Genomic DNA, 24,411 nt, shown 5'->3' with positions numbered 1-24,411 from the left:
GGTGGAGCGAAAAACATCTAAACTAGCGAACGTATTCTTGATGATTGTATTCTTCATTTTATACGCACCGATCTTCTTCCTGATCTATTACTCATTCAATAGCGGCGGAACGATGTATCATTTCGAAAGCTTCACGCTTGATTGGTATAAGGAATTGTTCTCGGATGTGCGTTTGCTGATCATTGTGCTGAATACACTGGTCGTCGCCTTGCTGTCCGCGCTGTTTGCGACGATTATTGGTGTGATCGGGGCACTGGCGATCCATGAGGTAAAAAAACGATCCATCCGCAATGGGCTGCTGTCATTGAACAATGTCCTGATCGTCAGTCCGGATGTCATCATCGGGGCCTCGTTCCTGATTTTGTTCACCATTTCCGGCTATAAGCTCGGATTTTATTCGGTGCTGCTGTCTCATATTGCTTTTAGCGTGCCGATTGTTGTCTTGATGGTACTGCCGAAGCTGTCGGAAATGAGCTCATCGCTCGTGGACGCTGCGAGGGATTTGGGGGCAAGCACCTGGGAAGTATTGACGAAGGTCATCCTGCCGTTCATCTCGCCTGGCATCATGGCTGGCTTTTTCATGGCGCTGACCTATTCACTGGACGATTTTGCCGTGACATTCTTCGTGACAGGCAACGGCTTCAGTACACTGTCCGTCGAAATTTACTCGCTGGCACGCCGCGGCGTATCCCTGAATATTAACGCGTTATCAGCATTGTTATTCCTGTTCACGATCCTGCTGGTCGTGGTCTACTACTTCATCACGCAGCGCCAGAAGCTAAACGCAGTGGGGGTGAAGAAATGAAGCAATTAGTCCGCGTTTTCATCGCGATTGCCATCGTATCAGCACTGGTGCTTGTGGCGATTTCGAAGCTGAATGACACCCAGGGATACTCAGGCGACAATACCTTGACGATTTACAACTGGGGAGATTACATCGACCCGGATCTCATCAAACGCTTTGAAAAAGAAACGGGCATCAGCGTCGTATATGAAACTTTCGATTCGAACGAAGCGATGATGACGAAGGTCAAGCAGGGCGGAACATCGTATGATATTGCTGTCCCTTCCGAATATATGATTGAAAAAATGCGGGAAGAGGACCTGCTGATTCCGATTGATCATTCGAAGCTGCCGAATTTGAAAAATATCGACGAACGCTTCATGGATCTACCCTTCGATCCCGACAATAAGTACTCAATTCCTTATTTTTGGGGAACAGTTGGGATTGTGTATAATCCCGAATTGCTGGACGGAAAGGGATTTAAAAGCTGGAATGACCTCTGGGACCCTGAGCTGAAAAATGAAATCCTGTTAGTAGACGGCGCGCGTGAAGTGATGGGTATGGGATTGAACAGCCTTGGCTATTCCTTGAACGATACAAACAAAACCCATCTCCGCGAGGCAAAAGAGAAGCTCGACACCCTGACGCCGAACATCAAAGCCATCGTTGGTGATGAAATCAAGATTTTGCTGGCGAATGAAGAAGCACCTATCGGACTCGTCTGGTCCGGTGACGCCGCCGACATCATGTCCGAAAATGAAAAACTGGATTATGTCGTACCGGAAGAAGGCTCCAATCTCTGGTTCGATAACATGGTCATCCCGAAGACAGCCAAGAACGTCGAGGGGGCGCACCAGTTCATCAACTTTATGCTGGATGCGGAAGTTTCCGCGCTCAATACTGAATGGGTGAGCTACTCGACGCCGAACAAAGCAGCACTTGAGTTTATGCCAGAAGAGATGGTGACGGATGAAAGATTCTATCCATCGGCAGAGCTGACAGAGAAGCTTGAGGTCTATGAAAATCTCGGCCAGGCAAACCTTGCTTTTTACAATGAGTTGTTTTTAGAGTTCAAGATGCATAGGAAATAACGAGGAGCCCTGACTTTTTGTCGGGGCTTTTTTCGAGGGCAAGAAATACATGCAGTTTTTAGGCAGTCCTTTTTCCTGCTAAGTACATTCCCGTCACAAGTGCATAGGATATTCTGAGAAATTGTGAAGGGATTGAGCAAAAATGTACTATGGATATTCAAATCTTTACCCTTATTATGTCAATGGGCCGATGTACTACAATAATGGAAGACAATGCGTAAACTGGGACCAGGCGAATGGTTATCATTCTTTCCACTATCCTTACAGGGAACTTGTTTTAAAGGATTATGGTCCAAACCCGTATGTAGTGAATATCAATGAAGCATCGATTCAAAACCAGAATTATCGGACAGCCTTGTGGACAGGGAAACATCTTCAGGTCACCTTGATGAGCATCGAGGTTGGCGACGATATCGGTTTGGAAATCCATCCGAAGGTCGATCAATTTTTGCGGATTGAGAAAGGCCAGGGAATTGTCCAAATGGGCAAAAGCAGAGATAACCTGACCTTCCAAACCAATGTCGCCGATGATTCCGCCATCATGATTCCCGCAGGAACATGGCATAACGTGACCAACACAGGCAATACTCCACTCAAGTTATACTCCATTTATGCTCCGCCAAACCATCCATTTGGTACAGTGCATGTGACCCATGCAGATGCAATGGAAAGACCAGTAGCGAGCAATGGAGTTCCAGAGGTTTTTGGAAAGACCCCGGACGAATGGGTAAAACACACCGAGTTTTTAGTGCAAGAAGGACTGGAGGACGTGAAAAGAGGAATCAACGCCACCCACATCCTGCAGGAATTCATTCTAATGGGCGTGCTTGTCGGAAAAGGATACACACCAGAAAAAGCATATGAGACAGTAGAAGAATGGGAACGCACAGGAAAGTCCAAACTTCTTCAGCAGAGCAAGAATATGTAGGTTTGGATGGGACACGAGACGTTCTCGTGTCCCTTAATATTTTACGTGACTTGATCTCCCGATTAAGGATTCAGACAAGTTTGCGGTGTTTTGAGGAAATGTTGTCAGAATAAGCCCGTGATTTAGACAGGTTTGAGGGTGGAAGGGGAAAAGCTGTCAAGAAAAGCGCGTGATTTAGACAGGTTTGAGGGTGGAAGGGGAAAAGCTGTCAAAAAACTCCCGTGATTTAGACAGGTTTGATGCTGAAGGCGGAAAAGCTGTCAAAATAAGCCCGTGATTTAGACAGGTTTGAGGGTGGAGGAGGAAAAGCTGTCAAAAAAAGCTCGTGATTTAGACAGGTTTGGGGTGCTAAGAGGAAAAGCTGTCAAAAAAAGCTCTTGATTTAGACAGGTTTGATGCTGAAGGCGGAAAAGCTGTCAAGAAAAGCGCGTGATTTAGACAGGTTTGATGGTGAAAGGGAAAAAGCTGTCAAGAAAAGCTCTTGATTTAGACAGGTTTGGGGTGCTAAGAGGAAAAGCTGTCAAAAAAAGCTCTGGATTTAGACAGGTTTGATGCTGAAGGCGGAAAAGCTGTCAAAAAAAGCGCGTGATTTAGACAGGTTTGAAGGTGGAAGGGTAAAAGCTGTCAAGAAAAGCTCTGGATTTAGACAGGTTTGGGGTGCTAAGAGTAATAGCTGTCAAAAATAGTCCTGGGATTAATCAGGGCTAAGGGTGTTAAGAAAGAAGCTAGAAAAAGTGGAGCAATGAGAAGTACAAAAATGGACAAAACGATTATGAACATAGAAAAAACCACTCTAAAGTGGTTTTTTAATCCCGCATGGCTCCTGCTTCCCGGGAGGTCATCGCTCCCTGGCCTGCCTGTACATCTTTTTGGATTTGCTGTTTTACTTGCTGTGCATCTGTGCCTGCAAATCCGGCAGTTGCAGCATTGCCGCTTTTTGCTTTTTGTTGATTCTGTTGCATATTATGGATTCCTCCTCAGTTATCGTTTTATCAGCATTAGTATTTACTAAAGTAGTATCAATATGTGCTCGTATCTTGCCTAAGTTAGACGGAAGAACTGTCCTATCGCCTCCAATCTGGGCTAAACTGTAAAATGGGCATTGACACCAAAATGATATAGGAGTAATTTAAATGTATTCATTTTAATAACAAACCTTTTTGCTGAATCCTATGAGCGGGGGAACCATTTTTGGATAAATTGATTTTATCTTGGGGTGAATTTTAGCGTGTGCAGCTAAAAGGGGATGCTCTCAATCCCTAATCCGACAGCTAACTCCGTAAGCGCGGTTGGGAGAAGGGTCTTATGGCCATTCTTTATTTGGGATGGTTTTTTTGTGGTTTTTTAAGGGATGGGGATTCTATCCCGTATAAGTTGAAAAGTAAAGAAGGGGTATCTTTGGTCAATATTTTGAGAAAGAATCGCTTAAAGCCGGCTCAGATCATTGTTTTGTTTTATGTTTTCGCTGTTTTGATCTCGGCTGCGTTACTTAGCTTGCCAATCGCGTTGAAGCCGGGGGTGAGCTGGACATTCATTGATGTCTTGTTTACAGCAGTGAGTGCGGTGAGTGTAACCGGTCTTGCTGTCGTGTCTACGCCGGATACCTTCAGCACAACCGGCATTTTTATCCTAATGTTCATCCTCCAGTTTGGTGGAATCGGAATCATGACGCTCGGTACATTTTTTTGGCTGGTGCTGCGAAAAAAAATCGGCCTTAAAGACCGGCAGTTAATCATGACGGACCAGAACCAATCCCAAATGTCGGGCCTGGTCAAACTGATGAGGCAGATTTTGATTATCATCCTGTTGATTGAAGCACTGGGAGCGTCGATTTTAGGGACTTATTTTCTAGGGTATTTTCCGACATGGGAGGAAGCGTATCTTCAGGGAGCGTTTGCGGCTGTCAGTGCAACGACCAATGCGGGATTTGATATTACGGGAAGCTCGATGATTCCGTTTGCGCATGATTACTTTGTGCAGACTGTGAACATCATTCTGCTGACCCTGGGTGCGATTGGATTCCCTGTCTTGGTCGAATTGAAGGAATTTTTCCTGAATCGCAAAAAACACAAACGAACCCATTTTTCCTTGTATACCAAGGTGACTTCCTTGACCTTTTTTGCACTGATGTTCTTCGGTGCATTCGCCATCTTGCTGTTTGAGTATAATCACTTTTTTAAAGATTATAATTGGCATGAATCCTTCTTCTTTGCCTGGTTTCAATCGTCATCCACCAGGAATGGCGGCCTTGCTACGATGAATGTCAGTGATTTTTCTGACCCGACATTGCTGCTTCTGTGCTTCTTAATGTTCATCGGGGCTTCGCCAAGCTCGGTGGGCGGGGGAATACGGACGACGACTTTCGCTGTAATATTATTGGTCATTATCAACTTTGCAAAAGGGCATAACTCGATCAAGGTATTTGGCCGTGAATTGCATGAAGAAGATGTCCGGAAATCAGTGGTCGTAAGCTTTTTGGCGATCATCCTCTGTTTTGCGGCGGTGGTCATTTTGAATGCAACAGAGAAGTTCTCGATGATGGAAATCATGTTCGAGGTCAGTTCTGCTTTCGGAACAACTGGCTTGTCAATGGGGATTACACCTGATCTGAGTTACGCAGGGAAAGTCGTCATCATTGCCATGATGTTTATCGGAAGAATCGGGATCCTTTCCTTCATTTTCTTGTTCAACCGTGGAAAAGCAGAGCCAAAGTGCCATTATCCGAAAGAAAGATTGATTGTGGGATAGAAGTAAAAACGCTGTTGAAGCCTCAACAGCGTTTTTTTGAAATTATAAAGAAATCTTCATGAATTTGCTGACATCCTTAAATCCCATTTTCTCATATAACTTCATTGCTTTTTCATTGTGTGAATAAACGTTCAGCCTTACATCGCTATATCCGTTTTTACGAAACTCCTTAAACGCTTCTTCCATCAATAATTTGGAATAGCCTTTGCCTCTGTATGGCGCTTTTACATATAAATCATTGATCCAGCCGATTTCATCCCCCGTTAAGTAATCGAATGCTTTATCAATTTGAACCCAGCCAATAAGTGTGTGGCCATCCATCAAGCAAACAAAATAAGCATTATATTTCGCAGAATGCTCATATGCTTCAATCATTTTTTGCTGATTATCTTCCGAATCGTGATTTGTTGCTTCCTTACGGTTGACTCCAGCATATTCATAGATTTCGTGCAGCTCCGTTTCGTCAGCGATTTTAAAGCTCAGCGCCATGCGTTCACCCTCTCAAAATGACTATAGATTTTAGCCTTATTATATACGACAATTGTTCACGAAGTCCTTCATGGTGAAACCCTGCTTATTCGTTAATGCCATCATTATCTGCAGTTTGACCATGAAAAGGGTGCTCAAGACTATATTTTTAAAAAATGTTGTTCTATTTCAGTATAGAATCTGTTTACATCCTTGTTTGAAAGGCATTAGCGTTCCTATTTGGACATGCTTGCCATGTTTTGGCGAAAAAATAATTTTATTGGCGATGTTCACAACTTTATTGGCGACTTGGAAATTTTCTTTGATTTTTACCAGTTCGGCTGTGCATAGGTGCATCCAATTTTTCTTGGTGCAAACCAGCATATTAAAGTCAGCCTCGGCGGTGCAATAACCGTTGAGTGCAGGATTTTTGTGGACAATGAATTGATTTATCCTGAGCATGAGATCCACTAAAATACAGAAAGGAGCTTAACTTAGTTGAGCTCCTTTGAAATATTAAATTTCCTTTTGCTCTTTTTTTCTCTGGTAAAAAAAGATGGCGATTAACACAGCTGATGCAAGTAAAAAGGTAAGGATGGTGATCGTGATGTACAGGGAATCATTGTTTGTTTCTTCCGGGATGAATCGGGTGGCAATTGAACCAATGGATATAAATAAAGGAATCAGGACAGTGAACCAGGTTTTGGTGTAAAGTGCTGCACCAATGAAAATCACGGCACAGAGGACGATGATCCAGTTGTTTTGCGCTTGGGTTGCAATAAAGGTGGTTTCGAAATCCTGTGCTTGGTACCAGAGCAGGAATACCATGATTAAACCGGTTGTCGCTATAGAGATACCGAAAAAAATAACATAGCCCCATTTAGAATGAAAGAATTTTGGCAGCACCTTGAATAAGAATAAACCGTAGATCAGGATGCTTATGCCGCTAATGATAATTGCAAACCAGATGGTGCCTTGAGAAACGGAAAACGTCCCTTCGATTGCCGGCCCAATGCTTAAATAGGCTGTGATCATCAGGATCATCAATGGAACAAGGCCGGCCAACTGACCATAATCGGTCTTCATTGATTCGCCGATGCTCTTCATATAATTCTTCGGACTGTCTCCGATGATATGGCTGACATCCTTGCCGGCAGCTTCTGCCTCCATTAAATGCACTTCAAGTTCTTCGGTGATTTCATTGATTTCCTGGTCGTTTTTCCCCTTTGAGATCAAATACATCCGCAGTTCCACTAAAAATTGTTCCGCTTTTTTCGAGACCATCCCATCATTTCCCCCTTTTGTTTAGGCTCTTTTCTCAAACTTTTTTGCTATTGGCTACACCATAGAAGTGAATGAACTATGCTTCTTCTTTAAGTAGATTCTTGCTATGAGAAAAGAGCATACCAACTTAATACCGACCTACAAAATAGCTTTGTATTACGTTAAAATTGGCTTTAGGATTTTAACAACTATCATTACGAAAATAGCCTTTATTCAATACATTGTTCACCGAGGCGCTCAGCTGCGTCCACCGGATGATGAATTGCTCCAATTCCTGCTCACCTTTTTCGGTCAATGTGTAATATTTACGTTTCGGCCCAGCAGTGGATTTCCTTAGCGTTGTGCTCACCAGGCCTTCTTTTTGCATCCTCAGCAGCAGGGGATAGATCGTCCCTTCGCTAAAAGAATGGAAGCCATAGGACTCTAGCTTGGCGGCTAATTCATACCCATAGATTTCGCCCTCTTTGATGATGGATAAAAGGCATCCATCCAGGATCCCTTTGAGCATTTGTGTCGTATCAGCCATATAGAAGGCTCCTTTCAGTAGCTTGTATTGCAAGGTATTTGATGCGAAGAGTGGTACCTTGTATTACAAGATATACATATACTCTACATTACGGTATCTTGCAATGCAAGAGTTAAAAACTTCTCGGCGAATAATTTCGATAAAAAATTAAGAAGCTATTATATGAAATTATTTTAGGAGTTGAAAAAATGTGGAAGAAGCCAATTTGGGTAGTTTTTTTGATGTTGGCGCTTGTGTTTTCATTTGCAGCCTGCAGCAATGATAATGCCCATAAAGATCCTGAAGAGAGTCAAAGCAAGAATACGGAAGGAAAGACGAATGAGCAGGCCGCTGACAGTAAAAAGGGCGGGGGAGAAAATGAAGGCGGGGATGCGGCTTATAATCCGCCGTCAATGGACGATCTCGATCCGAAAAATCCCATGACCGAATACATTACGTATGGGCAAAAGGTATTCCATGAAACGGATACTGTTCTGGATGGATATGTCGGGAACCAATTGTCCTGTTCCAGCTGTCATGCCGATGCAGGGCTTGCGAAGTCTGCTTCGATGGTGGGGGTGACCACTCAATTTCCTCAATACCGGCCAAGGGAAGGTGTTGTTTATACGCTTGAAGACCGAGTAAATGGCTGTATGGTCCGAAGCATGAATGGAAAAAAGCTGCCTAATGACAGCAAAGAGATGCGGTCGATGATTTCCTATCTGACTTATATCTCAGAGGGGATTGAAGTTGGCACTGAGCTCCCGTGGAGAATGCAGAACACGATGAAAGAAATCCCGCTGCCGAAAGTCGAGGATGGCGAGAGACTGTATACCGAAAAAGGCTGTGTCGCCTGCCACGGCGAAAATGGCGAAGGGAAAGGTGCGACAGTTGGACCGTCCCTATGGGGAGAAAACTCCTTCAACGATGGGGCAGGAATGGGAAGATTGTCAAAAATAGCAGGGTATATCCAGAATAATATGCCGCCGAATGGCGGAACCTTAACGGATCAGGAAGCAGCAAATCTTGCAGCTTTTATCCTTTCCCAGGATCGTCCGGTCTGGGAAGGCCATGATAAAGATTGGCCAAATGGCGGCAGACCGACAGATATCATTACCAAAGACCGCCGCGAAAAGATTCGTGCAGGAACCTTCGACTGGTCTGAGATTGATAATGTCATCCAGCCAGATTAGTCTGAAAAGAAGCAGCCAGGAGCAAAATCAATCCTGGCTGCTTTTTATTAGGACGGTCTGAAAGAGCTCCAAAACCTATGTCTCTATTTGCCATTTTGTGGTATTGTTGAAGTGATAGACAGTTATAAGAAAAGGGTGGTCAGCTTGAAGGAAATAATCATTTTCCTATTGATCACTTTAGCTTCTTGTAATCCTGATGAATCACTTACAAATTGGACAGACACTACAGAAAATCAGTTACCGCGTCTGGATGAAGCGAAGATCAAATATGAAATCAGAGATGCCCAGATTTGGGTTAGAGAGAAAGACTTAAAGAAAGTCATGGCTTGATGTTCTTGAAGGCAAGGTGTTTTTAAAGGTGACTGATTATTCAAAAATTATGCTCGGGATCGCTGTCCCTGGGGGGAATATAGATGATACTGGAAAAACTAGAGCCGATTTCGATAGCGGCGATCCAGGAGAAAGGGATTGAATCTGTCGTTGATTGGTTTGATCAGTATAAGAAATATTTTTATACGCTGGGCTGGTTCTATGTTCAAAACCAGCAGCAGATGGAGAATCTCTTTTACCGGTCAATTGTGAGGGTGCATAAGGAGTGGCCGAGGTATAAAGGGGATATCTCTTTTAAAATGTGGGTGACAACGATTTTTGTTCAGAACGCACGGGAGCTTTCTAAAGATGGCGGTTTGCAAGACTCTGAGAAAACAAGGGAGGACTTATTCAAAGCGATTGACCATCTTAATAATGATGATAAGGAAGCGCTTATCCTTACTTATGCAGCGAGCTTTTCCCTTGAGGAGGCATCACAAATCCTTGGGATTGCCGTGGATAAAATAAAGGGACATCTGTTCTCAGGGATTCAGTCTGTCCGGGACCAGCTGTATGGAGATGACTATCATGGCTGTGAAGAATACCATAAGCATTATATCGATTATCTGGAAAAATTGATGGATCGTCAGGCAAAGATTGAATTTGAAATGCACCTTTATTACTGCCCGGAATGCCAGGCTGATTTAGGGAGCTTTCAGGAAATGGCAATGACCAGTCTGAACCAGGTCGAGGAGGTGCAAGGACTTACGATACCTTCTCAACTCCTGGAAAACGTCAGGAAAAGGCTGTCAGAAAAAAAGGAAAACCGGCAAAAGAAGAATAAAAAGCGTAACAAGCTGGCCCTTATTTTTGCAAGTGTATTTGCATTTGTAATGGCGTTTGGTTTCATGACGGGTGCGCTGCCGAAGGTCTACTATGCATGGGCGGAAGATGATGAACAATTACGTTCCTTTTTGCAGCAAGGCCTTGGTAAAAGGCTGAGCCTGGAAGCGGAAAGTGCAGGAGTAACGGTGAAAATCAACGGGGTGGTTGCTGATGACATCCAGACGCTGGTTTTTTATGAGATTCATGCTACGGAGGAGAATAAGCAATATTTCATGGGCTTTGATGATGGAGTTTCCGTTGAGAATGAACAGGACATTATGGAAACGCAAAGCTATCCGCGGTTTTCTATTCCTGATGCTGAAGCGGGAATGAACAAAAGGGAGAAGAATGTGTTTTACGGCAAGGTTGCTCTCAGTCCGCTAAAAGAGGAGGAGGGGCTGATCAAGCTGAGGATCACCAAGATCCAGGAATTGACGAACGACACTGCATTGAGATTTGGTTTCACTCCTGGTGAGTATAAAACAGGGGATTGGTCCTTCGAATTCCCGGCAACCAAACAGCCTTCCCTGGAATACTCTGTCAATCAACAAAAAGAAATCGAGGGAGTCCCAATCAGGATTGATAAATTGACGATTGCTCCAACGACAACGATTTTACAGTATGCGATCAATACAGAAAAACTGGAGAAACGGATTGATAGGATTGATTTCCGTACTCTTGAAGTCAACAAGAACGAAGTGGAGGCTGACATGTATAGCAGCTACTTTATGGACTACCAGCAGGACAATGATTGGATTGCTTTTCAAACTTACTTCGATCCCGTTCATGGGGAAAAGCCAAAAGAGGTGAGAGCCAAGTTAAAATCGGTGTATTTATCCGTAATCCAACCTAAAACCATCGACCTTGGCGAAACCCGGCAATTCCCCCAGACAATCAAGTATGCAGGCAGTGACATCAGCATCGATAAGGTTGAAAATGGGCAGATGACCAATGTCGTAATAACAGATAACGAAATCAAAAATCGGGAATACGACTCGCTTCAGTTCGATTTTAACGACGGTTATGCAGATCAGCCAATCATCAACCATATGGAATCTAAAGGAGTGCTCATTGATAAAAATGGCATCGAATACGATGAGAATAAAGGGCCGGTCGATTATGAAAAATTGGTGGAGCCCCGCTATTTTGTCACCGAACAGACACTGGGAATCGATGGCCTCGAAAAGAATGATATGAAACTAAAGATAACGGGGTATAATGCTTTGAAATATGTGAAAGAAGTCTGGGACCTGGCGCCGGTTAAGCTGTCCGAGAAAAAAGGGGAATAAGCATACTGTGGCACGGGATGGACTTCGTGAGGATTCTGGTGTCCCGGAGAACAGGAGTGAACATGTGTTTTGAGGGGATGGGAGAACCGTCCCTTTTTGTTTTTTAAGGGTAAGTTTTTCAAAAAAAAAACAAATAGTATTCTCTTCGGAAACCGCGTAAAATGGAAGCAAACAAAAAAAGGAGTGATCACTTGAAATATAAAATGGCTCAGATGTTAGGGGACCAAAAGAATGTTCATATCCTATACTCATATGATGGTATGAGAAATTACATAGAACAGGCCATAAGATATATAGAAGAAGGTGTTCTGTCGGGGGATTATGTGATCCTGATTGAAAATGATCGGATTTACAAAATCCTGCATGCAGAACTGAACAAACGGTTAACATCAGTCCAAATGGAATTGGTTCACTGGGTCAATAACTTCGATTTTTATTATTCAAGTGGAAGTTACCATCCTCCTGCGATTACGGAGTATTTTCAAAAAACAGTCCAGCCATATGTGGAAAATGAAATTTCTTTCCGGTCATGGGCACATGTCGAGTGGGCTTCTATAAAAGAGCCTCTGAATATTATTGAAGATTTTGAGAGAATAGTAGACGATGCTGTAAACGAACTATTCTTTCCATTGATTTGCGCTTATCAAGGGGTGAAAATGCCAGAGCACCTCAGAAAAATCCTGATGGAAACACATCCTTATGTCCTGCTGGAGGATGAGCTTGTCCCATCCGAACAGTATAGTGAATTGGAGACGGTTCTGGCAGCGGAAGAAAGTAAATAAGAAGTAATTTAGAGGGGGCGGGATAACCGTCCTTTTCTTTTTTGGCGTGATTGGTATAAAATTTGCCACGATCAAATATATAAAGAATATGGACAACTACTGCTTTTCGATAAATTGGAACTATAAGGTGCTGATCGTTTGAATAGGAATAAGAATTTGCAATTAGCCATCTATTTGCTTCTAGGTTTGCTTATAGTTTTAATTGTTCATGTCATACTCCACACAAAGGTCTATGTCGTGTTTAGTGCAAGTCTTGGTTCAGTTTTCATGATTGGATTGATCATCTTTCTGATTATATATCTTTATTTAAATGGATAAAAAGGTGGGACTTGGGGTCGGTTCTGGTGTCCTGGAAAAGGAATATAAAAACTTTATGGGACGGGTGAACCGTCCTTTTGTGTTATGTTGAAACATTTTGTTGTTTAAAACGTAAGTGTTAGTAAGAAATTCTTTATACTTCTGCTCTTACAGGTTTTAAAAACCATCTAATATATCCAACCATTCAAAGGAGTGATTTAATGTCCAGGCATGGCCGAGATGATGATAAAAGTAAAATAGATGGTGATGACGGTTGGAATAGGGCTGTGTACGGTAGTCCTACAAAGGGTGGTTGTTTTGTTTTTGTACTGATTATCATTTTGATTGTCTGGTTTATGAAGTAGCCTGATGTTATAGGGATGGAGGGAACGTTCTGGGCAAAATAAAGTGCGTTTTGGTCATCAGCTTAATCATATTTTCTCTTTTGGCCCTGATATCGGTTTTGTTTACTTCAACCATCCACAGAGATGTGATTGGTCTGGGGGGAATTGCAGCAGGTATTATTTTAATGCTGCCATCTGTTAAAATACATCGGCTAATCTTCTTTGGAGGCCGAGCTAAACAAGCAAATGAGATTTTTCCAGATGAACATCTGCAGCAAAAGATCCTTAAACAAATCGAAAAAGAAGAACCTTTTAATGAGGAAGGTAAAACCAACATAATATTAGACTCTCTTGGATACTCAGGAATGGTGATATTCGTTCTATCTCTGTTCATTGTTCCATTATGATCGAATTTAATTTAACAGAAAAGCAGCGAAGCCCATTAGCTTCGCTGCTTCCGTTATTAAGAGACTTGTTCGTTATCCTCCACAGTATAAATCAAGGAATTTTCCACGTTTAGCATGCTTTTTCGCAAGTCCTTCTTATCATTGAGGATAATCACACATGTATCCTCGAACTCTCCTAGACCATTAATATACTTTTCATATAAAGCTTCTTCAGCTTCATCTAGATCCGTGGTTTTCGGAAGTGACAGATCAAGTCCAAGCACGTACTGTTTACGCTCAGGAATTGAGTTGAGCTGCTTTCGTACAAGGTAAGCATTTGTGATTTCTTTGTACTGTGCTAGTTGATTCATTCCTGCGATGATTTCTTTGCTTTCTTTGTCGTGAGTGATAAAGCGGTCCTTTGGCTGGATAAAGTCGCATTCTTCGTTGGAAGCTTCTACGATTTCTTCCCACTTTTCCAGTTCCTCTCTCGTCTTTTCGAATAACTCGCTCTGTTCTGTTTCATAATAGTATCCGCATAATAGGTCAAGCCCTGGCAAACGCAATTCCCAATCGTACGACATAGCCAGGTTGATCAATTGGATTCCTTTTTCCGCTGTGTTCCTGGACTCCAGATAATACTCACCTAAAGTCATTAATGCTCCTGCGGTTCGCTGATCTTCCGAGTGTTTTTTCGCTATTTCTTCATACAATGGAATCGCGGCTTCCAGACTATTAAACTCTACTGTCAAAAAAGCTTTTTCCAGCAATTCTTCAAGGTTGGCAACTTGTTTGGCCGATAATTCTTTGAATCGCAGCTTAGAATCATTGAAGTTTTCAATTTCTTGTTTCCAGTCATCCTGATTGTGGTCCACCCACATTTTATTGAAGTCATTCAGGATCCGGCCTGGGTAGGCGAAGAAGTAATCAAGCGCAGAAGCTTGTTGTCTCTCTGGTAACAGTGCTTCTGCCCCCAGTGCTGAAAGTCTGTCTTTTAAACAAGGATGGGTATCCGTCACATAACTCTCAACTTCCAGCTGTTCGCTGAAATATTTAGTTGCTTTTTGCTCGCTAAGTGACCGGTACTGCTCGGCAAAGTTTGAATATGGCTGAGGTACACTATTGGTCTTCGCACATTCTTCAAACAATTCACTGTAAAAATCACGGTAGTAATAGGGGGCCGCCACAGAGATCATAGCTAACGCTTCTCCCATTGCCTGCTGGGATGTGACCGATGCTGCGGAGCGGTCTGCATCGTATTCTTCCTGCCTGGCCATGGCGAATGAATAGGCATCAAACCTCGGGTAATACCACTGAAAAAACTTCCTGAAAATAAAAGTGCCAAATTGTTCGTTTTCCTCCAAGGAATGCATTAAACGCCCCCAGCTCATTCTCAAACGGTATATTCTTGCACCCAGGGCCGTATCAGAATTCGAAATATGGGCAAGTTCATGGGAAAGAACAGCCGTAAATTGTTCCTGGGAAAGAGTCGATAGTAGCGGGATGCCGATGACCAGGACGTTCCGCTTTTTCCCGATGAATCCATAGCGTGAAATTTGGGCGACGGAGGCATTGAATTCGCTGTCGAGTACAATTTCATCGATCCGTGGTGTATTCATTTTTAGGCGCAAAGAGTCAATCATCTCAAACAGCTTAGGAGCTTCCTCCTGTCGCAGATAATACCCTTCAGGCATTTCCATTTTCACAATCAGGGCTCTGATAATAAAGAATGACAAGGTTCCCGTCAAGAGCAGAACTTTCACATTCCCAAAGGTGAAATTCCCATCCAAAATCATGGCTGCTGAAATCGCCATTAAAAATAAAAATAACGACAAAAATAATGCGACATAACCAAAACCAAGACCAGTGAGCATGATGACCTTGAATCTGTAAAGCTTAGGGTTGGCAGAAGCCTGTTTTTCAAGCTTGTTCACCAGTGTTTCAAACTCTTGAATTGTCATTCTCATTCCCCTTTATTAAGTTATCGATAGTATTATAGCAGGGAGGAAGTTATTGCTAAAAGATGTTTTTTATTGGAAAAGTAAAAATTATTAGATAGGGAGGGAATTCCTTACGTCCAGAAATGAAGGCAGGGCGATTCATTTCCATTCTCTCGATGAGGGGGATGTTATTTTTCAAATGAATAAGGGGGACAGAACATATAAGAATTGGTGCTAATAATCAATCAGTATAACAACGGCCCGGTTTTATGGCTCTTTAACTGCCGCAAAACCAGGTCGCCTGTTTCTCCAGCGGCGTTACTTTACAATTCTTTCTTCATAAATAAGCTATTCGGGTCCTCGGTATAATCTGCAAAAGGCGGGCAATAATCAAAGCCGTATTTTTCATAAAGTTTCCTTGCTGGTATGAACGCTTCCATTGAACCTGTTTCCAGGCTCAGTTTTTTATAGCCGCGGCCTTTGGCTTCTGAAATGATGTGCTGAAGCATGGCCTGCGCGACACCTTTACGAAGATGGGCAGCTGCGGTTCTCATCGATTTCACTTCACCATGCTCGCGATCGAGCTCCTTCAATGCACCGCAGCCCATCAACTGGTCTCCATCCCAGACTGTCCAGAATGTAATTTCAGGTTTTTTCAACGCCTCAAGTCCGAGGGCGTGTATGCTCTCCGGCGGGGAGTGAAGTGTCATTCCATGCAAGTGCTCCCCGATTAATGCTGTCACCTTAGGACTTGTTAGATCATCCGCTTTAATTTCCATTTCGAACCTCCAGATTATTTTAAAAAAGTAGTTCAATTTCACGTTGTTTTTCCGGATCCGGGAAATCGAATGCATCATGATTAATATCATTGGAAGAAGAAAAAATGCGAATGGAACGTCCTCTATTTGGAATCACTTTTTGTATTCCTGAGAACGGTAATGAATCCATCCAGAATTTGATGGCTTATTTTAAAGCCTTTACTTATGTAAAAATGCAAAGCCGCATCATTCCCATTGGATACATAGATGAACTGGTCGTCGATGCCGTCATATGAATCGAGCCAGCTCTTTGATTTTTCAAAGAGAACAGATCCGATTCCCATGCTGCGATATCCATCTTTGATATAAAATTGCGAAAGGCAGCCGACATCACTTCTTTTTACCGAATCCATATCGAAAAAAACAGCGAAATCATTCGAATAAACTTCTTTTGGGGAAACATTGCTGTACACGTATCCGACCAGCTCATCACCGTCCATCGCAGCAATGATTTGATTCGCCTTCGCGTTTTTAACCGAAGGGATCATTCTGGTTTCAAAGTTCATGCCATCAAAGAGCTCGGGACGTATAGTGGCTAGTGACTTTTGGTAGGCCATCAGCTCATTGCAAAGATGTTTCACAGTATCCATCTGCTCATCAGGGATTAACTCGTAACGAATTGCCATCATTCAACGCCCTTTCTTACAAGGTTTTTAATCTGATTATATCGTAATCCCACCATTCTCGATATCGAAAAACTAAGGTTAACAGCTTGTCATGATTAGGTACCATTGTTCATAGACTCTATCAAAAGGGGGTGTAGAGTTGAACCGCATACCTAACAGGGTGGATTATTATCTGAAAGAAAAATGTCTTTTAAGTGCCAATGTAAAACATTGGGAGCACTATATTGCAGCATTGAGGGCGAGTAATACGGTAACAATCAACAAGAAAGAATATATGGTAGAGAAAATCAATATGGTCCATGACCCATCAACCGTTATCCTGAAAATCAGCGTTGAACCGCTTAAAATCTATGTTTGAGTATCCTTCGGGATGCTTTTTATTTTTGTTGCTGGGGACGGCTCCATCTTGTTTTGTACAAGGAGAAGGGAATATTCAGTGTGGGGGATTTTTGAAAAGTGTTGATCGGTTATTTATAATTTTCTTATGTTTATTTATAGGGATGCTTACTTTTGCTATTTTCCTATCATTCTATTATATAAATGTTCTTTAAGGACCTTTCGGTAAATTAAGACCCTATTTCACTTTTAAACAAAGAGGAGAGTCAATATGGAAATAATCTATTTTGCTGGTGGTTGTTTATGGGGGGTACAGGCTTTTATAAAAACTTTGCCTGGAGTCAAGTTTACAGAAGCGGGAAGAGCGAATGGGACCAGTCAAACACTTGATGGTGATTATGATGGCTACGCCGAATGTGTGAAAACTGGATTTGATCCAAAGATTGTAACGGTCCGGGAATTGATGGGGTATTTTTTTGAAATTATTGATCCCTATAGTTTGAATAAACAAGGACAGGATGTTGGGGAGAAATACAGAACTGGAGTGTATAGTGAAAAGCCTGAACACTTAACCGAAGTGAAGGCGTTCCTTAATGAGAGAGATGATTATGACCTTATCGTTGTGGAAGTTTTACCTCTTACAAATTATGTAAGAAGTGCGGAAGAGCACCAAGATCGCTTAGCTAAATGTCCAAATGATTATTGTCATATTCCAGATGAATTATTAAGTAAATACTTATAAAAAAAGCAATCCAGTTCTGTTTGAATTGGATTGCTAATTTAGCATGCTAGTTGATTTTTCACTCCATTGTTTCTAGACATCTTATTATTGGCTGTCACTCACATTTCCTTCTGCCGGAATCGGATGTTCCTTCAGCAGCCGGGCAAAATGCAGTAAATTGTAGGCAGTGGTTTTTACGTGTTGCATCGTAAATTCGTTCTCTCTCCCGTTTGCCTCGATAAAGGAAGGGCCAGGGCCCGCTTCACCTACCCAATAGGTATCGACATTTGGAGGTATTGTAAACCCAATATGGGACAAGGCGTAAATTAGGTAGCTAGAGACATTTTTCGCCCCGTCTTCATTCCCGGTCACTGCCACTCCGCCTACCTTGTTATAGTAGATATACTGGCCTTTTTCGTTCGTAAGGCTGCTTCCGCCATACAATCTTTCCACCACTAAAGTGGCCAGACTGCTCTGTTCGCCAAGCCAAACCGGCGAGCCAAGCAAAAGGATATCCGCCTGCTTCACTTTTTCAAAGATTTCTGGCCAGTGATCCTTTTCATTAACTGCCTCATGGGTAATCCCAAAGCCGATATGGTAGTCAGCCATCCTGAGTACTTCCGTCTCCACTCCGTTTTCATCAAAAATCTTTACAATCTCGTCAATCAGCGCACGGGTATTGGATTGCTGCGTGCTGTCTTTCAAACTGCAATTCAAAACTAGCGCTTTAATGCTCATTGCTACATCTCCTTATGTCATGGTATTAGTATTTCTTTACCCTGAGGTTTTTTAAAAAAACCAGGAATCCGGTTTTGTACGCGGCATAATAGGCAGTTGAAAAGGGAATGGAAGGGCAGTTAAATAACAAGCTCAAATACAGGCTTATTTTTTGACTGGTAAGTGGAAGAATATATTAAGATTTTTGTAGCTAAAGAAATTGGCTGTGCACAATATGGTTTACCTGGTTGCTATACAACATGATGCGAAGGCTCTGGACCAGCCCCAAAAAGGTATGAAAACTTTAAAAAACAGAGAATAATTGGTACACAGAAAAGAATGGGCTTCCATTCTTTTTTTATTGTTAATTGTTTAACTAGCCTGTACTTCTTTACATCCTTCTAGAATCGACCCGTAAAATGCAGTCCCTTAAAATCTGACCATATCCAACCGGATCAGATCTTATAATATTCTAATAATCGTTTGACTATTTGAAATCCATTGCATATACTGATACTCAAATGAATGTTTGAATGAGAGGTGAGAATCGTTTGAAACATGATGATGTGTGTGAAATAACATGTTTTGATGGACCAAAAGTGAACAGGGTAAAGGAATCTTTATCTAAACATAATACAGTTTCTGTTTCTAAAATGTTCAAGGCATTGGCAGACGATACAAGACTAAAAATAGCTTTTGCATTAAGTGAAGAAGATGAGCTTTGTGTGTGTGACGTCGCCAATATTGTAGAGTGTACAACAGCAACTGCTTCTCATCATTTACGCCTGCTCCGCAACATGGGGCTGGCAAAACATCGTAAAGATGGAAAGCTTGTGTTTTACTCGCTGGATGATGAACATGTCAAACAACTGATTCAACTAGCCTTCACTCATGAAAAGGAGGGGAAAGTGCATGGATAAAGCGATTGAGCAATCAGCCGAAAAACATGTATACCGTGTACAGGGATTCTCCTGAGCAGGCTGTGCTACTACGTTCGAAAAGAACGTAAAACACCTGGAGGGTGTTTCAGATGCAAGTGTTAACTTTGGCGCTTCCAAACTTGTTTTATACGGGAATGCTTCCATTGAACAACTTGAAAAGGCCGGGGCTTTCGAGAATCTTAAAGTCATACCGGAGAAGGAACGATTTGAAGAAAAGAAAGAGCCATTTTTGAAAAAGCATGCTACAGTCATCACCTCATTTGTTTTCTTGCTGATGGGATGGATTTCCGGACAATTGAACGGTGAAGAGAATATTGCGTCCATTATTGCATACGCAGCCTCTATCTTAATAGGTGGCTATCGTCTGTTTAACACAGGATTGAAAAACCTGTTTCGATTAAATTTTGATATGAAAACCTTAATGACCATTGCCGTCATTGGTGCAGCAGTCATTGGTGAATGGGGAGAAGGTGCTACGGTTGTCATCCTGTTTGCCATCAGTGAAGCCCTTGAAACCTACTCGATGGATAAAGCCCGTCAATCCATTCGGTCATTAATGGACATTGCACCAAGGGAAGCCCTGATCAGAAGAGGCAGTCAGGAACTGATGATCCAGGTCGATGAAATTCAAATTGGAGACATCATGATTGTTAAACCCGGGCAAAAAATTGCGATGGATGGCATCGTTTTAAAGGGAACTTCTGCTGTTAACCAGGCAGCGATCACTGGAGAGTCCGTACCAGTGGCTAAAAAAATCGATGATGAAGTTTTTGCCGGAACTCTTAATGAAGAAGGACTGCTAGAGGTTAAAGTAACCAAGCATGTAGACGACACGACCATTGCGAAAATTATTCATCTGGTTGAAGAAGCTCAAGGTGAGCGAGCACCTTCACAGGCGTTTGTTGACCGCTTTGCAAAGTACTATACGCCTGTCATTATGTTAATCGCCCTTGGAGTTGCCGTACTTCCCCCGCTTTTCGGAGCTGATTGGAGCACCTGGATTTATCAAGGGTTGGCTGTACTGGTGGTCGGTTGCCCTTGCGCCCTTGTAGTTTCTACTCCTGTTTCAATTGTTACTGCAATCGGAAATGCAGCTCGTAACGGCGTATTAATTAAGGGTGGAATTCATCTGGAAGAATTGGGATCGATAAAAGCCATTGCTTTCGATAAGACAGGAACATTGACAAAAGGGGTTCCTGTCGTCACCGATTACCTTCCGCAAGATGGAGCCTCAAACGAACAATTAAAAATCATTGCTGCACTGGAAAATGGATCACAACACCCGTTGGCTTCGGCGATCATGAAAAAGGCAGAGGAGGAAAGCCTGGATTATCAAAGTGTTGATATTCATGACTTCTCCTCCATAACGGGTAAAGGAATAAAAGGAAATATCAACGGTGAGACCTATTTTGTCGGCAGCCCGAATTTGTTCGACGAAATCCTTGCTGGGGGGATTAGCTCCGAACTAAAGAAGAAAGTGGAAGCCCTGCAAAATCAGGGTAAGACTGTGATGGTTGCTGGAACGTCAACGAAAATTACCGCATTGATCGCGGTTGCAGATGAAGTGAGGGAAAATAGTCAAAAAGTGATACAAAAACTTCACTCCTTAGGTATCGAGAAAACAATCATGTTAACAGGAGATAACTCAAGGACTGCGAATGCCATTGGACAGCAAGTAGGCGTTTCGGATATTAAAGCAGAGCTTTTACCGCAGGATAAGCTTAACTACATCAAAGACCTCAGAAATGAATTTAACCGCGTATCCATGGTCGGTGATGGAGTGAACGATGCTCCTGCTCTTGCAGCCTCAACTGTTGGGGTGGCAATGGGAGGTGCGGGGACAGACACAGCATTAGAAACCGCTGATATTGCCCTGATGGCCGATGACTTAGGAAAGCTTCCCTTTACGGTAAAACTAAGCAGAAAAGCTTTAACGATCATTAAACAAAATATAACCTTCGCTTTAGGCTTAAAGCTTATCGCGTTATTGCTCGTGATTCCAGGGTGGCTCACCCTTTGGATTGCAATATTCGCTGATATGGGCGCAACTTTACTTGTTACCTTGAACAGCCTAAGACTTCTCGGAGTTAAAGACAAATAAACAACAGCTTCCCAGGAATGGGGAGCTTCTTTTATGCTGAAAAATGCTGATTCGAAATAGTTTCTGTTGAGCATTAGATTTTCTTTGAGAAATTCTGAAACAAAATATTAAATATCATTGCACCTGGTAAAACGGCATCTGTGTACTGTGAAATTTGAGGATATTTCCTCTTTTTGTAACGTGTACACTTTTGTAAGTACAGGGAAAAAGACAGTAAAAGAGATAATTTCATATGTAGTCAAAATGGATTAGTGACTGTTGCACTGTTTAAGAAGACTGTAAGTTCAAAGCAGAAGAGAGATTAACCTTATGGGTTATGAGTTGGGCTCAGTGTGATTTTTTTGTTAGGAAGCCCGTTTAATAAGGGTTTAGTTTATTTAATCAAACGTTTGATTAAAATTGGAGGATTGATTGGCTGTGTTTTTCAGTAGAGATATCATGCTTTGGAAAAATACAGAGCAGATCCCTTGGTGCCCGATTCTAACTCCTTGCCATTTCCTGCATTTACACCTTAATGGTTTTGGATTTTCTTAAGGGCAGTGAGCGGGGCATTTTCTAGCTTAAGAAATGAACTTGCCATGAAATCCATCGTGTTCGCTAAAGGTGTCTACTTCTATGATATGGAAGGTATTGGGATTTTGAATTAAGACCGGCTGGTTTGAGGAGCCACCGCAGATGGAGGACAGAACGGCGATTAAAAACAAAGGGCAGTGAGGGGCTTTGGAAAGCTCCCCTTGTATCCTTCCGTTTAAAATCCAAAAAGGCAAAGGGGATGCCCCTTTGCCTTTTAACGTGAAATTGAGATAGTTATCAGCCAGCTGAATGTAACTATACTAAAATTTAGCCTGCTGCCGGGGCAGCCGCTCTGGCCCCTAATTCTTGATCAATCAGTAAAAGAGCGGAAGGGTTATTTCCCGCAAGTTTAAGGCGATCAATGATGGTTTTGGCTTGTGCTTCTTCATCTATTTGTTCCCTTAAAAGGTCCTGGACGATCAAAGCAGCCTGAGGGTCGATTGGATTCACATAGTTATAGGCCTGGCGGTAAGTATTGGTGACATATTGTTCATGGCTCAATACCTTTTGAAATGTCTCAAGCGGAGTTCCGAAGTCGGTTGGCTGGGCAGGAATGCTGTTGATTTGGACTGTACCATCCCGGTCCAGGACAAAATCAACTAAGGTCAGCATATGGGTTCTCTCTTCTTCTGATTGCAGCCTTAACCAATGAGCAATCCCTGTATAATTCTGTCTGGCCATAGCAGCGGACATCGCGAGATATAAGGTTGAAGAAACATGCTCCAGTTGAATTAAATCATTAAACAAGCTTTGAAGTTCCTCATTCATTTTTTTTCACTCCCCGATTTCAATAAAATCTACAGTTTAGTTTATAGGAAATGGGCATTTGTGAAACTTGTTTTATATGTTTTTATTCGGGCTCTTTTTTTCAAGGAGGTCTTAAGAATTCAAATACATTATTTGGATGGAACAGGAAAAACTATAATAACATCTTGTTGTTTTTCTGGAGGGGTATGTATGGAAGCATCAAATCAAAAGGCTCATTTAACCTGTGCGGAGATTTCGAATTTATGGGATACATATATTAACGACAGTGTTGTTAAATGTATACTGACTCATTTCCTTCAAATGGTTGATGATCCGGAAGTAAAACCACTTCTTGAATTCACGATCGAAGTGGCGGACTCTCATTTGGAAGACATTAGTGAAATTTATAAGCAGGAGGGCATCGCCAGGCCAGAAGGATTCCCGGTTGAAAAGCATGTGAATCTGTCTGCTCCACGGCTCTTTTCTGATATTTTTTACATGGAGTACATGCAGCATATGAGCAAGTTTGGCTTGACGAGCCATTCCAGTGCCATTGCGACTTCATCCAGGGATGATATCCGTGCTCTTTTTGAAAAATTCCACAAACAGGCAACGGAGCTTTACCGTGAGATTACCACACTGATGAAGAAGAAAGGGGTTTACATCCGGCCGCCATACATGAACTATCCCAAGAAGGTGGACTTCGTGGAAAAGCAAAACTTCCTGACAGGCTGGTTCGGGAAAAAGCGGCCGCTTCTGGGGAATGAGGTAAATCATCTCTATTTGACCTCGCTTCATAATGAGCTGGGGAAATCCACACTATTAGGCTTTGCCCAGGTAACCCAGGATCGTGATCTGAAATCTTATTTTTATTCAGGTGTCCAATTTTGCGACAAAATCTTGAGGGAGAGCCATCATGTTTTGATGGAAAGCAATGTCCCCAACTCGATGACCTGGGATGCTATCGTCAGTGATTCAACTGATGCGCCATATTCTGACCGGCTGATGCTCTTTGTGGTAGGCATCCTTTCCCAATTGGGCATAGCTGCTTATGGAATGGCTTTGTCCCTGAGTATGAGAAGAGATGTAGGAGCCATGTACAGCGGTTTTATTTTAAGAGCTTTAGCCTATTCCGAAGATGGAGCCCAGATGATTATTGAAAGAGGCTGGCTCGAGCAGCCTCCGATGTTTGTGGATCGGGAAAAGCTCATTAAAGGGGAAGAGTAGGAATGTTCACAGGGAAGCGCCTGATCATAGGCTCCTCCCTTTTTCAGATTCAACGTGGAAGACACATGTAAAGCAGTTAATAAAAACTTTGCAGCCAGCAAAATGCAAGGAGTGATGACGAAAGGAATGCTGAAAAAGTCTTATTATGACAGGGTATTCTCGGTCTCTCTTAGTGCGTTTCAGGTGGGAAACCTGTAGCCTGAGCGGCCGCTTTTTATTGAATTCTTTTATTAAATTAAGGAAGTAGGTTAATTTATAGAAGGATTATTCTTTATCAGGAAGAATAATACAGTTTAGTAAAGTTTATGAAAAGATGAATTATAACGATGGATAGACAAAGAACACTTTTCTATGGAGATATAATTTACCCC

Annotated in this window: 24 protein-coding genes and 1 riboswitch; of the genes, 15 read left to right on the top strand and 9 right to left on the bottom strand. The window is 42.4% G+C overall.

The genetic code is table 11. The annotated features are described in order from the left end of the window. Position 1 precedes the first annotated feature (1 nt). The 3 genes from FS736_RS18780 (at position 2) to FS736_RS18770 (ending at position 2,803) form a co-directional block, all read left to right on the top strand. The gene (locus FS736_RS18780) at positions 2–805 is read left to right on the top strand and encodes an ABC transporter permease (RefSeq protein WP_144480150.1); all 804 of its coding nucleotides are present in this window, start codon (positions 2–4) and stop codon (positions 803–805) included. Further along, positions 802–1,875, top strand: a complete 1,074-nt coding sequence (locus FS736_RS18775; protein WP_144480148.1) for an ABC transporter substrate-binding protein — start codon at positions 802–804, stop codon at positions 1,873–1,875. The genes FS736_RS18780 and FS736_RS18775 overlap by 4 nt, the downstream gene beginning before the upstream one ends. 142 nt (positions 1,876–2,017) lie before the next feature. Further along, positions 2,018–2,803 carry a cupin domain-containing protein gene (locus FS736_RS18770; RefSeq protein ID WP_144480146.1) on the top strand — a complete coding sequence of 262 codons (786 nt, stop codon included), beginning with the start codon at positions 2,018–2,020 and terminating at the stop codon, positions 2,801–2,803. An 806-nt stretch (positions 2,804–3,609) separates the two neighbouring features. Here FS736_RS18770 and FS736_RS24430 read toward each other — a convergent pair. Beyond that, positions 3,610–3,765: a hypothetical protein gene (locus tag FS736_RS24430; RefSeq protein WP_186326841.1), complete on the bottom strand. Its 156-nt coding sequence runs from the start codon at positions 3,763–3,765 to the stop codon at positions 3,610–3,612. Positions 3,766–3,954: 189 nt separating this feature from the next. Beyond that, a riboswitch (cyclic di-AMP (ydaO/yuaA leader) is annotated at positions 3,955–4,104 on the top strand. Between the two features lie 97 nt (positions 4,105–4,201). Between FS736_RS24430 and FS736_RS18765 the strand changes: the two genes are divergently transcribed. Continuing rightward, positions 4,202–5,551 carry a TrkH family potassium uptake protein gene (locus FS736_RS18765; RefSeq protein ID WP_260983659.1) on the top strand — a complete coding sequence of 450 codons (1,350 nt, stop codon included), beginning with the start codon at positions 4,202–4,204 and terminating at the stop codon, positions 5,549–5,551. Positions 5,552–5,593: 42 nt separating this feature from the next. On the opposite strand, the gene FS736_RS18760 is transcribed toward FS736_RS18765, so the two are convergent. Then, the gene (locus FS736_RS18760; protein WP_144480143.1) at positions 5,594–6,040 is read right to left on the bottom strand and encodes a GNAT family N-acetyltransferase; all 447 of its coding nucleotides are present in this window, start codon (positions 6,038–6,040) and stop codon (positions 5,594–5,596) included. Positions 6,041–6,370: 330 nt separating this feature from the next. Between FS736_RS18760 and FS736_RS25245 the strand changes: the two genes are divergently transcribed. Further along, a complete protein-coding gene (locus FS736_RS25245; RefSeq protein ID WP_260983658.1) occupies positions 6,371–6,493 on the top strand; it encodes a hypothetical protein in 123 nt (40 codons plus the stop codon). A 42-nt stretch (positions 6,494–6,535) separates the two neighbouring features. On the opposite strand, the gene FS736_RS18755 is transcribed toward FS736_RS25245, so the two are convergent. Both FS736_RS18755 and FS736_RS18750 read right to left on the bottom strand, forming a co-directional pair. Further along, positions 6,536–7,303, bottom strand: coding sequence for a DUF1129 family protein (locus FS736_RS18755; protein ID WP_144480141.1), 768 nt, complete (start codon positions 7,301–7,303; stop codon positions 6,536–6,538). Positions 7,304–7,484: 181 nt separating this feature from the next. Next, on the bottom strand, positions 7,485–7,829 hold the full coding sequence (locus tag FS736_RS18750; RefSeq protein ID WP_144480139.1) for a PadR family transcriptional regulator: 345 nt from the start codon (positions 7,827–7,829) through the stop codon (positions 7,485–7,487). A 188-nt stretch (positions 7,830–8,017) separates the two neighbouring features. Between FS736_RS18750 and FS736_RS18745 the strand changes: the two genes are divergently transcribed. The 5 genes from FS736_RS18745 to FS736_RS18725 all read left to right on the top strand — a co-directional run bounded on the left by FS736_RS18745 (position 8,018) and on the right by FS736_RS18725 (position 13,314). Continuing rightward, positions 8,018–9,001: a c-type cytochrome gene (locus tag FS736_RS18745; RefSeq protein WP_260983657.1), complete on the top strand. Its 984-nt coding sequence runs from the start codon at positions 8,018–8,020 to the stop codon at positions 8,999–9,001. 144 nt (positions 9,002–9,145) lie between these two features. Then, on the top strand, positions 9,146–9,331 hold the full coding sequence (locus FS736_RS18740; RefSeq protein ID WP_144480137.1) for a hypothetical protein: 186 nt from the start codon (positions 9,146–9,148) through the stop codon (positions 9,329–9,331). Positions 9,332–9,414: 83 nt separating this feature from the next. Then, on the top strand, positions 9,415–11,484 hold the full coding sequence (locus tag FS736_RS18735) for a DUF4179 domain-containing protein (RefSeq protein ID WP_144480135.1): 2,070 nt from the start codon (positions 9,415–9,417) through the stop codon (positions 11,482–11,484). Positions 11,485–11,675: 191 nt separating this feature from the next. Beyond that, positions 11,676–12,266, top strand: coding sequence for an MEDS domain-containing protein (locus FS736_RS18730; protein ID WP_144480133.1), 591 nt, complete (start codon positions 11,676–11,678; stop codon positions 12,264–12,266). Between the two features lie 712 nt (positions 12,267–12,978). Next, on the top strand, positions 12,979–13,314 hold the full coding sequence (locus FS736_RS18725) for a hypothetical protein (RefSeq protein ID WP_144480131.1): 336 nt from the start codon (positions 12,979–12,981) through the stop codon (positions 13,312–13,314). A 56-nt stretch (positions 13,315–13,370) separates the two neighbouring features. On the opposite strand, the gene FS736_RS18720 is transcribed toward FS736_RS18725, so the two are convergent. From FS736_RS18720 to FS736_RS18710, 3 genes are all read right to left on the bottom strand, one after another. Further along, complete coding sequence (locus tag FS736_RS18720) at positions 13,371–15,254, bottom strand: M48 family metallopeptidase (protein ID WP_186326840.1); 1,884 nt, start codon at positions 15,252–15,254, stop codon at positions 13,371–13,373. A gap of 302 nt (positions 15,255–15,556) precedes the next feature. After that, positions 15,557–16,012 (bottom strand): GNAT family N-acetyltransferase, encoded by a 456-nt coding sequence (locus FS736_RS18715; protein WP_144480127.1) that lies wholly within the window; start codon positions 16,010–16,012, stop codon positions 15,557–15,559. Between the two features lie 122 nt (positions 16,013–16,134). Then, positions 16,135–16,680, bottom strand: coding sequence for a GNAT family N-acetyltransferase (locus tag FS736_RS18710; protein ID WP_260983656.1), 546 nt, complete (start codon positions 16,678–16,680; stop codon positions 16,135–16,137). Positions 16,681–16,816: 136 nt separating this feature from the next. Between FS736_RS18710 and FS736_RS18705 the strand changes: the two genes are divergently transcribed. Both FS736_RS18705 and FS736_RS18700 read left to right on the top strand, forming a co-directional pair. Continuing rightward, positions 16,817–17,035, top strand: a complete 219-nt coding sequence (locus FS736_RS18705) for a hypothetical protein (RefSeq protein WP_144480125.1) — start codon at positions 16,817–16,819, stop codon at positions 17,033–17,035. A gap of 249 nt (positions 17,036–17,284) precedes the next feature. After that, on the top strand, positions 17,285–17,755 hold the full coding sequence (locus FS736_RS18700; protein WP_144480123.1) for a peptide-methionine (S)-S-oxide reductase: 471 nt from the start codon (positions 17,285–17,287) through the stop codon (positions 17,753–17,755). Between the two features lie 84 nt (positions 17,756–17,839). Here the strand turns inward: FS736_RS18700 and FS736_RS18695 are convergent, their stop codons facing one another. Continuing rightward, a complete protein-coding gene (locus FS736_RS18695; protein WP_144480121.1) occupies positions 17,840–18,472 on the bottom strand; it encodes a flavodoxin family protein in 633 nt (210 codons plus the stop codon). Between the two features lie 530 nt (positions 18,473–19,002). On the opposite strand from FS736_RS18695, the gene FS736_RS18690 reads away from it, so the two are divergent. Both FS736_RS18690 and FS736_RS18685 read left to right on the top strand, forming a co-directional pair. Continuing rightward, positions 19,003–19,371: an ArsR/SmtB family transcription factor gene (locus FS736_RS18690; RefSeq protein ID WP_144480119.1), complete on the top strand. Its 369-nt coding sequence runs from the start codon at positions 19,003–19,005 to the stop codon at positions 19,369–19,371. After that, on the top strand, positions 19,364–21,493 hold the full coding sequence (locus tag FS736_RS18685; RefSeq protein WP_144480117.1) for a heavy metal translocating P-type ATPase: 2,130 nt from the start codon (positions 19,364–19,366) through the stop codon (positions 21,491–21,493). The genes FS736_RS18690 and FS736_RS18685 overlap by 8 nt, the downstream gene beginning before the upstream one ends. An 840-nt stretch (positions 21,494–22,333) precedes the next feature. Here the strand turns inward: FS736_RS18685 and FS736_RS18680 are convergent. Beyond that, entirely contained in the window at positions 22,334–22,834 is a 501-nt protein-coding gene (locus FS736_RS18680; protein ID WP_144480115.1) for a ferritin, read from the bottom strand. Between the two features lie 189 nt (positions 22,835–23,023). Here FS736_RS18680 and FS736_RS18675 point away from each other — a divergent pair, with 189 nt between their 5' ends. Then, the gene (locus FS736_RS18675) at positions 23,024–24,040 is read left to right on the top strand and encodes a DUF3231 family protein (protein ID WP_144480113.1); all 1,017 of its coding nucleotides are present in this window, start codon (positions 23,024–23,026) and stop codon (positions 24,038–24,040) included. Positions 24,041–24,411 lie beyond the last annotated feature (371 nt).

The sequence above is a fragment of the Cytobacillus oceanisediminis 2691 genome (genome assembly GCF_007678455.1).
In the GTDB taxonomy this organism is placed as follows: Bacteria; Bacillota; Bacilli; order Bacillales; family Cytobacillaceae; genus Mesobacillus; species Mesobacillus oceanisediminis_A.
This window is presented reverse-complemented; position numbering and strand designations above follow the sequence as displayed.

Excerpts from the sequence above, each read along its gene's own strand:
- FS736_RS18775 (WP_144480148.1), top strand. The coding sequence starts at position 802 with ATGAAGCAATTAGTCCGCGTTTTCATCGCGATTGCCATCGTATCAGCA.
- FS736_RS18770 (WP_144480146.1), top strand. The coding sequence starts at position 2,018 with ATGTACTATGGATATTCAAATCTTTACCCTTATTATGTCAATGGGCCG.
- FS736_RS24430 (WP_186326841.1), bottom strand. The coding sequence starts at position 3,765 with ATGCAACAGAATCAACAAAAAGCAAAAAGCGGCAATGCTGCAACTGCC.
- FS736_RS18760 (WP_144480143.1), bottom strand. The coding sequence starts at position 6,040 with ATGGCGCTGAGCTTTAAAATCGCTGACGAAACGGAGCTGCACGAAATC.
- FS736_RS18755 (WP_144480141.1), bottom strand. The coding sequence starts at position 7,303 with ATGGTCTCGAAAAAAGCGGAACAATTTTTAGTGGAACTGCGGATGTAT.
- FS736_RS18750 (WP_144480139.1), bottom strand. The coding sequence starts at position 7,829 with ATGGCTGATACGACACAAATGCTCAAAGGGATCCTGGATGGATGCCTT.
- FS736_RS18745 (WP_260983657.1), top strand. The coding sequence starts at position 8,018 with ATGTGGAAGAAGCCAATTTGGGTAGTTTTTTTGATGTTGGCGCTTGTG.
- FS736_RS18735 (WP_144480135.1), top strand. The coding sequence starts at position 9,415 with ATGATACTGGAAAAACTAGAGCCGATTTCGATAGCGGCGATCCAGGAG.
- FS736_RS18720 (WP_186326840.1), bottom strand. The coding sequence starts at position 15,254 with ATGACAATTCAAGAGTTTGAAACACTGGTGAACAAGCTTGAAAAACAG.
- FS736_RS18715 (WP_144480127.1), bottom strand. The coding sequence starts at position 16,012 with ATGGAAATTAAAGCGGATGATCTAACAAGTCCTAAGGTGACAGCATTA.
- FS736_RS18710 (WP_260983656.1), bottom strand. The coding sequence starts at position 16,680 with ATGATGGCAATTCGTTACGAGTTAATCCCTGATGAGCAGATGGATACT.
- FS736_RS18700 (WP_144480123.1), top strand. The coding sequence starts at position 17,285 with ATGGAAATAATCTATTTTGCTGGTGGTTGTTTATGGGGGGTACAGGCT.
- FS736_RS18695 (WP_144480121.1), bottom strand. The coding sequence starts at position 18,472 with ATGAGCATTAAAGCGCTAGTTTTGAATTGCAGTTTGAAAGACAGCACG.
- FS736_RS18680 (WP_144480115.1), bottom strand. The coding sequence starts at position 22,834 with ATGAATGAGGAACTTCAAAGCTTGTTTAATGATTTAATTCAACTGGAG.
- FS736_RS18675 (WP_144480113.1), top strand. The coding sequence starts at position 23,024 with ATGGAAGCATCAAATCAAAAGGCTCATTTAACCTGTGCGGAGATTTCG.